We start from the raw sequence: 7,994 nt of genomic DNA, 5'->3' as shown, positions 1-7,994 counted from the left end.
CCCGCCAATGTCAGCGTCATCAAGACCCTCGCCTGGGCGGAGGCGCTGCTGGCCAAGGGCAAGACCAAGCATTCCTATCCCCATAGCTGGCGGTCCAAGGCCCCGTTGATCTATCGCAACACGCCGCAATGGTTCGCCGCCATCGACAAGCCGCTGGATGACGGCATGGGCGAATACGGCGCCTCGATCCGTGCCCGCGCGCTGACCAGCATCGACAAGCTGGTGACCTGGACGCCACAGACCGGACGCAACCGGATCCATTCCATGGTCGAGAACCGGCCGGACTGGGTGCTGTCGCGCCAGCGCGCCTGGGGCGTGCCGCTGACCTGTTTCGTGAAGACGGGCGCCAAACCCGATGCGTCCGATTTCCTGCTGCGCGACAGCCGCGTCAACGACCGCATCGTGGCCGCGTTCGAGGCCGAGGGCGCGGATGTCTGGTATCGCCAAGGCTTCAAGGCCCGGATGCTGGACGGCGTGGCCGACCCCGACGATTACGATCAGGTCATGGACGTGCTGGATGTCTGGTTCGACAGCGGCTCGACCCATGCTTTCGTCATACGCGACCGCGCCGATGGCAGCCCCGATGGCATCGCCGATCTGTATCTGGAAGGCACCGACCAGCATCGCGGCTGGTTTCAGTCCTCGCTGTTGCAGGCCAGCGCCACCAGGGGACGCGCGCCCTACAAGGGCGTGTTGACGCATGGCTTCACCCTGGACGAGAAGGGCATGAAGATGTCCAAGTCGCTGGGAAACACGATCGTGCCTGCCGAGGTGGTCGATCAATATGGCGCCGATATCCTGCGGCTCTGGGTGGCACAGGTCGATTACACCGCCGACAGCCGCATCGGCCCCGAGATCCTGAAAGGCACCGCCGACAGCTATCGCCGGCTGCGCAACACGCTGCGATTCCTGCTGGGTGCGCTGGACGGTTTCGACGAGGCGGAAAAGGTCGATCCGTCCCAGATGCCCGAGCTTGAGCAATGGGTGCTGCACCGGCTGGCGCAGCTGGATCACGCCGTGCGCCGGGGCTATGACGCCTATGATTTCCAGGGCGTGTTCCAGACCCTGTTCCAGTTCTGCACCGTCGATCTGTCGGCCTTCTATTTCGACATCCGCAAGGACGCGCTGTATTGCGACGCGCCGGACAGCATTCGCCGGCGTGCGGCCCGGACGGTGCTGGACATCCTGTATCATCGCCTGGTGACATGGCTGGCGCCGATCCTGCCCTTCACGACCGAGGATGTCTGGTTGTCGCGCTTCCCGTCCGAGGCCGACAGCGTGCATCTGCACGACTTCCCCGTGACGCCGGCCGATTGGCTGAACGAGCCCCTGGCCGCGAAATGGGATCACCTGCGCCGCGCCCGCCGTGTCGTGACCGCCGCGCTGGAGATCAGGCGGGCCGACAAGACCATCGGCGCCAGTCTGGAGGCCGCCCCGGTCGTCCATGTCGAGGATCCCGAGATGCTGGCGGCGCTGAAATCCGTGCATTTCGCCGATATCTGCATCACCTCGGATATGGTCCTGACCGCCGATCCCGCCCCGAACGAGGCATTCCGCATGGCCGAGGCGCCCGGCCTGGGCGTCGTCTTCGAACGCGCCGAGGGCGAGAAATGCCAGCGTTGCTGGAAAATTCTGCCCGATGTCGGGACGCATGACCATGCGGGTGTATGCGCGCGCTGCGACGCGGTGCTGGACGGGGCATGAGCGAAAGGCGAGCCGCGCCCTGGCGCGGATTGGCGGTCGCGGGCGGATCCCGCCGCGCGATCGTTCGTCCGGATGCCGCGGGTCCGATCCGGGCGGAATGCAGCGGCCGGGCCGCAAGACAAAGGAGAGAGACCAGATGTATCAACCCGATTCCCACCGCTACGACCGGATGACCTATCGCCGCTGCGGGCGCTCGGGTCTGAAACTGCCCGCGATCAGCCTGGGGCTCTGGCACAATTTCGGCCATGACACACCGCATCAGACAAAGCGCGACATCTGTCGCAAGGCTTTCGATCTGGGCATCACCCATTTCGATCTGGCGAACAATTACGGGCCGCCGCCGGGAAGCGCGGAAGAGGCGTTCGGCGAGATCCGGCGTCAGGATTTCGCGGGTCTTCGCGATCAGATGATCGTCAGTTCCAAGGCCGGTTATCCGATGTGGGACGGCCCGTATGGCGATTGGGGCAGCCGCAAGTCGCTGATCGCTTCCTGCGACCAGTCGCTGAGGCGAATGGGCCTGGATTACGTCGACATCTTCTATTCGCACCGCTTCGATCCCGACACGCCGCTGGAGGAAACCATGGGCGCGCTGGACCATATCGTGCGGTCGGGCCGGGCGCTCTATGCCGGGATTTCCAGCTATAACAGCCAGCGCACGGCCGAGGCGGCGGCGATCCTGAAGGATCTGGGCACCCCCTGCGTGATCCACCAGCCCAGCTACAACATGCTGAACCGCTGGATCGAGAATGACGGTCTGCTGGAAACGCTGGACGATCTGGGCATTGGCAGCATCGTCTTCACGCCGCTGGCGCAGGGAATGCTGACGAAGAAATATCTGAACGGCATCCCGCAGGACAGCCGCGCAGCGCAGGGCAAGTCGCTGTCGCAGGACTGGCTGTCGGACGACATGATCCGCCGCCTGCGCGGCCTGAATGATCTGGCGGCCGAACGCGGGCAGTCGCTGGCGCAGATGGCCGTTGCCTGGGTTCTGCGCGGCGGGCGCGTCACCAGCGCGTTGATCGGCGCATCGCGGCCGTCCCAAGTCGAGGATTGCGTGGGCGCGTTGCAGAACACCGACTTCACCGAGGCCGAGTTGGCGCGAATCGACGACTTGTCGGCGGGCGGCGACGTGAACATCTGGGCGCGGTCCTCGGAAGGGGCGGGCGAGGAATAGGGCTCAGACCAGCCACCAGCCCTTCTTCCTCAACTGGTTGCGAATCGGCTGCTCCTTCGTGGGCAAGGCCCGCCGGTCGAACATGGTCCGCACCTTTTCGCGTCCCTTGCCCTGATAGATCAGCCGTTTCGCGGGCGTCCATTCGCGCAGACGCTTCTTGATCCGGCGATGCGCGACCGCGGCTTCCAGCACCTCGACAGCGGTGTCGGATTGCTTGGCGTAAAGCAGCGGCAGGTTGCGGTAATGGCAGGTCACAGCGCCATCGAGCCCGGCGAGGTCCGGGCCCGGACGGCCGCCGCCGAAACTGTGGATGACCAGCGGCAGCACGATCTGGTCCAGCCAGGGATCGAGGCTCTGGCAGGCCAGCGCGTCTCCCGGTTCATCGCGCACCGCCAGCGCCCAGTCGCGGAACCGCGCGCCGAATTCGACCGGATCCGCGCCATGGAACCAGCCCGCGTTGAAATAGAGATAGCGTTCCCAATGTTCGTCCGGCTGCGACAGATCGAGGCTTGGCATCAGGTCCAGGCCGAACCGGTCATACAGCGATTTCCAGATACCGTGATAGCCGGGGCCGTAGATCGGCGGTATCGGCCATGTGCCCTCGCGCCGCATCGAGGCCGAGGGGCGCGAGAAATCGAACGCGACGCGGTCCAGCGGGCCGGTGATCAGCGTATCGGTATCCAGAAACAGGAACGGCTCGCCGGCGGGCAGCACTTTCAGCGCCTCGATCTTGTTGCCATGAGGATAGGAGGCGCCGAAGTGCCGGGCGGTGAAGGGCAGGATTTCGGCGCCCAGCCAGTCCAGCACCTCGCGCGTTTCGGGCGCGATCAGGGTTTCATGGCCTTCCCACGCGCCCTCGGGCTGCGGCTCGGCGATCAGCAGGCGGCCGGTCCAGCCGGGTGCCGAATGGCGCAGGCTGGCGGCCAGGATCATCGCCTCGTATTCCAGCCGTCCGGCCTGCGCGACGATCAGCAGATTTGGCGTCGCCGCACAAGCAGGGGCGGGAACCGGGTCACGCGCGGCCCCGGTCATCAGGCGGCTCGAGCCAGAGGATCGAGGACGGCTTGCTGCGGGCGGTGCAGGCGGGCCCGGCCGGGCGCGAAGTCAGCCGCACGCCCGGTCCCCGCCGGGTTGGCGGCCATGGCCGGCGCCGGATCGCCCGATCCCGGATCGCGCGCAGCCAGAGCCAGAACAGTCAGCGCCGCCGCGAGTTCGGCCTTGGACAAGGGTTGCTTGCAATCGTCCCGCATCACGACCGAGATGCCCGCGCCACGCAGGGCCCGCAACATGAAATGCGAGGTCGAGCATCGCGGATAATGCCAGATCGTGTCGATGCCGGACATGGATTTCCTTGCCGTTTGCGAAGACCTATCCCGGCGGTCAGGGGATGGGAAGGGCCGTGGTCGTCTTGATCTCTTCCATCGACAGCAGCGCGGTCACGTTGTGAATCTTCACCTCGCCGATCAGCGACTGATAGAACCGGTCATAGGCCCGCGCGTTGCGCACCTGCACCTTGAGGATATAGTCGATATCGCCCGCCAGCCGGTGCGCCTCGATCACTTCGGGACGCTCGCGCAGGGCGCGCAGGAACCGCGCGGCCCAGTCCCTGTCATGTTCGCTGGTGCGGATCAGCACGAAGAAACAGGCTTCCAGACCCAGGGCCTCGGGATCCAGCAGCGTCACCTGCCCGCGGATGACGCCCGCTTCGCGCAGCTTCCGGATCCGGTTCCAGACAGGGGTCTTGGACGCGCCCACCCGCTCGGCAATCTGATCCAGCGGCAGGCTGGCATCCTCTTGCAGCAGGGACAGGATTTTCCGATCCACATCATCCAGGCGGACGGACGTTCGGGTAGAAGCGCCTTTATCAAGCGTTTTTTCTGGCATTGGGCTTCCTTCTGGCAGCATGTCCTTATTTTCCCCGGCCTATCGCAAAGATCCAGAACAAAATTCTATATTGTGAGAGGAAAACGAAAGGGCCGAATCCATGAGCAAAGCCTTTACCCCAAGCGCCGCGAGGCCAGGCGTCATCACCGCAAACGACCTGCGCGAAGGTCACAACGTGTGGATGAGCGATGCCGGCTGGTCCCCCGATCCGGCGCAGGCGACCCTGTACGAGGACGAGGCGATCGCCGAACTGGCCCTGCTGAAGGCGATCGGCCAGTCCGATCGGGTCGTCGGCCCCTATCTGGTCGAGGCCAGACGCGGCCCCAACGGCCCCGAGCCCGTGCATTTCCGCGAGGCGTTCCGCCAGACCGGTCCATCCAACTATGTTCACGGAATTCAAGCCAGAAAGTCGGAAGCCAATCATGTTTGACATCCGCCCCGTCGAAACCGATTACGTCCGCCACCGCGCGGCGCAGTTCCGCGACCAGGTCGTGCGCCGCCTGGATGGCAGCCTGACCGAAGACGAATTCAGGCCGCTGCGGCTGATGAACGGCGTCTATCTGCAATTGCACGCCTACATGCTGCGCGTGGCGATTCCCTACGGCACGATCCGTCCCGACCAGATGCGGGTCCTGGCCGATCTGGCGCAGGATTATGACAAGGGCTATGGCCACTGGACCACGCGCCAGAACATCCAGTTCAATTGGCCCAAGCTGGTCGAGATTCCGGACATGCTGGACCGGCTTGCCGAGGTCGGGATGCACGCCATCCAGACTTCGGGCAACACGATCCGCAACGTCACGACCGACGCCTTCGCCGGCGCCGCCGCGGACGAGGTGACCGATCCGCGTCCCTATGCTGAATTGCTGCGCAGCTGGTCCACCGACCATGCCGAATTCCAGTTCCTGCCGCGCAAGTTCAAGATCGCCATTTCCGGCGGCGCCAAGGATCGCGCCATCGTGGCCTCTCACGACATCGGATTGCGGTTGATCCGGCGCGACGGCCAGACCGGTTTCGAGGTCTGGGTGGGCGGCGGACTGGGCCGGACGCCGCTTCTGGGCCAGGTGATCCGCGACTTCCTGCCGGAAGAAGAACTGTTGCCCTATATCGAGGCGATCATCGCGACCTATAACCTGTCCGGCCGGCGCGACAACAAATACAAGGCGCGGGTCAAGATCACCGTGGCCGAGCGCGGGCTGGACGTGTTCAGGGCCGAGACCGAGGAGGAATTCGCGCGCCGGCGCCAGGCCTTCCTGGGCGCCGATCGCGAGGCGCTGGCGATCTTTCGCGACCGCTTCGCCGCGCCGGCCTTCCGCACCGCGCCGGTCGCGGGCTACGAGGCGCAGCGTCAGGCAAATCCGGCCTTCCGCAGCTGGACCGACACCAACGTCAAGGCTCACAAGGTCGACGGCTATGCCAGCGCGATCGTCACCTTCAAGGCGCCGGGCCAGACGCCGGGCGACGCCTCGGCCGGACAGATGCGCCTGCTGGCCGATCTGGCCGAGCGCTTTGGCCATGCCGATCTGCGGGTCATGCACGACCAGAACGTCGCGCTGCCCCATGTCCACAAATCCGATCTGCCCGACCTGTATCTGGCCCTGCGCCAGGCCGGGCTGGCCACGGCCAATGCCGGGTTGACCAGCGATATCATCGCCTGCCCCGGAATGGATTACTGCACCCTGGCCACCGCGCGGTCGATCCCCATCGCCGAGGAAATCGCGGATCATTTCCGCGCCGCCGGGCTGGAAAACGAAATCGGCAACCTGAACATCCGCATCTCGGGCTGCATCAATGCCTGCGGCCACCACCACCTGGGCCATATCGGCATCCTGGGACTGGACCGCGCGGGCGTCGAGAATTACCAGATCACGCTGGGCGGCGATGCCTATGACATTCCGGCCATCGGCCAGCGTGCCGGCGCGGGTTTTCCTGCCGAAGAGGTCGTGCCTGCCATCGACCGCCTGCTGCGCGCCTATCTGGAGCTTCGCGAGGACGAGACCGAGCGTTTCATCGACGCCTATCGCCGCCTTGGGCCCGTGCCGTTCAAGGCCGCGCTCTATCCCGAGACGGCGGATGCTTGACCACGGCCTCGACACACGTGCGGGGCGGCTGAACGACCGGTATCGGCACCATGCCGCGACCGAGGTTCTGCGCCGTGCCGTCACCGACCCCGATCTGGGGCGGGTCGCACTGGTTTCGTCCTTCGGGGCGGAATCGGTGGTCCTGCTGCACATGATCAGCGTCGTATCGCCCGGCCTGCCCGTCCTGTTCATCGATACGCAGATGCTGTTTTCGGAAACGCTGGACTATCAGCGCGCGGTTTCGGCCCGGCTGGGTCTGACCGATGTGCGGGTGATCGGCGCCAGCGACGCCGAGGTCGCGCGCCACGATCCCGACGGCACCCTGCACCAGGTCGATCCCGATGCCTGCTGCAATTTCCGCAAGTCCCTGCCGCTGGAGGCTGCGCTGTCCGGTTTCGACGCATGGATCACCGGCCGAAAGCGGTTCCAGAATGGTCAGCGTTCCGCCCTGGACTTTTTCGAACCCGAGGCCCCGTCGCGGTTGCGCGTCAACCCGCTGGCCCATTGGCGCCCCGAAGACGTGCAGGACTACATGATCGAGAACAACCTGCCGCGTCATCCGCTTGTCTCGAAGGGTTATCCGTCCATCGGTTGCGCGCCCTGCACCTCGCCCGTCGGGCCGGGCGAGGATCCCCGCGCCGGCCGTTGGCGCGGCCGTGACAAATCCGAATGCGGCATTCACTTCATTGGCGGGCGCATGGTCCGCGGAAAGGTTTCGGCATGACCGAGCAGTTGAACAGCGAACAAATCCTCGTCCGCGATGACGGCTTTCACCCGCTGGACATCGCCGCCGAGGTGACGCTGGCACCCGACACCACGCCCGAGGAACTGGTCGATCATCTGCATCGGGCCGTGATCGCCGTCGATTTTCCGACATTCTCGGATGGGCGCGGCTTCTCGCTGGGTCGCCGTCTGCGCGAGATAGGGTTCACCGGGCGTCTGCGTGCGACCGGCCGCCTGATCGCGGATCAATACGCCATGGCCCGTCGCGTGGGCTTTGACGAGGTGCAGATCGCCCCGGACATCGCAGCCCGCCAGCCGGCCCAACAATGGCTGGCCCGCGCCGATTGGAAGGACTGGGACCACCGCGCGCGCCTTGCAGGCTGATCCGGCCTTTCGGCGCGACGCCAAATCCCTTAAGACATTCAGGA

The 7,994-nt window shown here is 65.5% G+C and carries 9 protein-coding genes; 6 read left to right on the top strand and 3 right to left on the bottom strand.

Annotation, left to right across the window (positions count from 1 at the left end):
- Both B4L36_RS05335 and mgrA read left to right on the top strand, forming a co-directional pair.
- The coding region (locus B4L36_RS05335; protein ID WP_292953471.1) for an isoleucine--tRNA ligase at nucleotides 1-1,704 on the top strand (1,704 nt) is incomplete at its 5' end.
- A 136-nt stretch (nucleotides 1,705-1,840) separates the two neighbouring features.
- Nucleotides 1,841-2,878 carry an L-glyceraldehyde 3-phosphate reductase gene (gene mgrA, locus B4L36_RS05330; protein WP_292953468.1) on the top strand — a complete coding sequence of 346 codons (1,038 nt, stop codon included), beginning with the start codon at nucleotides 1,841-1,843 and terminating at the stop codon, nucleotides 2,876-2,878.
- 3 nt (nucleotides 2,879-2,881) lie between these two features.
- On the opposite strand, the gene B4L36_RS05325 is transcribed toward mgrA, so the two are convergent.
- The 3 genes from B4L36_RS05325 to B4L36_RS05315 are packed head-to-tail and all read right to left on the bottom strand — an operon-like array spanning nucleotide 2,882 to nucleotide 4,762.
- The gene (locus B4L36_RS05325; protein ID WP_292953465.1) at nucleotides 2,882-3,910 is read right to left on the bottom strand and encodes a hypothetical protein; all 1,029 of its coding nucleotides are present in this window, start codon (nucleotides 3,908-3,910) and stop codon (nucleotides 2,882-2,884) included.
- Complete coding sequence (locus B4L36_RS05320) at nucleotides 3,910-4,221, bottom strand: hypothetical protein (protein ID WP_292953462.1); 312 nt, start codon at nucleotides 4,219-4,221, stop codon at nucleotides 3,910-3,912. The genes B4L36_RS05325 and B4L36_RS05320 overlap by 1 nt, the downstream gene beginning before the upstream one ends.
- Before the next feature lie 37 nt (nucleotides 4,222-4,258).
- Nucleotides 4,259-4,762 (bottom strand): Lrp/AsnC family transcriptional regulator, encoded by a 504-nt coding sequence (locus tag B4L36_RS05315; RefSeq protein ID WP_292953459.1) that lies wholly within the window; start codon nucleotides 4,760-4,762, stop codon nucleotides 4,259-4,261.
- Between the two features lie 100 nt (nucleotides 4,763-4,862).
- Here B4L36_RS05315 and B4L36_RS05310 point away from each other — a divergent pair, with 100 nt between their 5' ends.
- From B4L36_RS05310 to B4L36_RS05295, 4 genes are read left to right on the top strand one after another with little or no spacing between them, the layout of a single operon-like run.
- Nucleotides 4,863-5,192, top strand: coding sequence for a DUF2849 domain-containing protein (locus B4L36_RS05310; protein WP_292953456.1), 330 nt, complete (start codon nucleotides 4,863-4,865; stop codon nucleotides 5,190-5,192).
- Nucleotides 5,185-6,843: a nitrite/sulfite reductase gene (locus tag B4L36_RS05305; RefSeq protein WP_292953453.1), complete on the top strand. Its 1,659-nt coding sequence runs from the start codon at nucleotides 5,185-5,187 to the stop codon at nucleotides 6,841-6,843. Before B4L36_RS05310 ends, B4L36_RS05305 begins: the two co-directional genes overlap by 8 nt.
- The gene (locus tag B4L36_RS05300) at nucleotides 6,836-7,567 is read left to right on the top strand and encodes a phosphoadenylyl-sulfate reductase (protein WP_292953450.1); all 732 of its coding nucleotides are present in this window, start codon (nucleotides 6,836-6,838) and stop codon (nucleotides 7,565-7,567) included. The genes B4L36_RS05305 and B4L36_RS05300 overlap by 8 nt, the downstream gene beginning before the upstream one ends.
- Nucleotides 7,564-7,950, top strand: coding sequence for a DUF934 domain-containing protein (locus tag B4L36_RS05295; protein ID WP_292953447.1), 387 nt, complete (start codon nucleotides 7,564-7,566; stop codon nucleotides 7,948-7,950). Before B4L36_RS05300 ends, B4L36_RS05295 begins: the two co-directional genes overlap by 4 nt.
- Nucleotides 7,951-7,994 lie beyond the last annotated feature (44 nt).

This window comes from Paracoccus sp. UBA889 (assembly GCA_002294185.1).
In the GTDB taxonomy this organism is placed as follows: domain Bacteria; phylum Pseudomonadota; class Alphaproteobacteria; order Rhodobacterales; family Rhodobacteraceae; genus Paracoccus.
This window is presented reverse-complemented; position numbering and strand designations above follow the sequence as displayed.

Excerpts from the sequence above, each read along its gene's own strand:
- mgrA (WP_292953468.1), top strand. The coding sequence starts at position 1,841 with ATGTATCAACCCGATTCCCACCGCTACGACCGGATGACCTATCGCCGC.
- B4L36_RS05325 (WP_292953465.1), bottom strand. The coding sequence starts at position 3,910 with ATGACCGGGGCCGCGCGTGACCCGGTTCCCGCCCCTGCTTGTGCGGCG.
- B4L36_RS05320 (WP_292953462.1), bottom strand. The coding sequence starts at position 4,221 with ATGTCCGGCATCGACACGATCTGGCATTATCCGCGATGCTCGACCTCG.
- B4L36_RS05315 (WP_292953459.1), bottom strand. The coding sequence starts at position 4,762 with ATGCCAGAAAAAACGCTTGATAAAGGCGCTTCTACCCGAACGTCCGTC.
- B4L36_RS05310 (WP_292953456.1), top strand. The coding sequence starts at position 4,863 with ATGAGCAAAGCCTTTACCCCAAGCGCCGCGAGGCCAGGCGTCATCACC.
- B4L36_RS05305 (WP_292953453.1), top strand. The coding sequence starts at position 5,185 with ATGTTTGACATCCGCCCCGTCGAAACCGATTACGTCCGCCACCGCGCG.
- B4L36_RS05300 (WP_292953450.1), top strand. The coding sequence starts at position 6,836 with ATGCTTGACCACGGCCTCGACACACGTGCGGGGCGGCTGAACGACCGG.
- B4L36_RS05295 (WP_292953447.1), top strand. The coding sequence starts at position 7,564 with ATGACCGAGCAGTTGAACAGCGAACAAATCCTCGTCCGCGATGACGGC.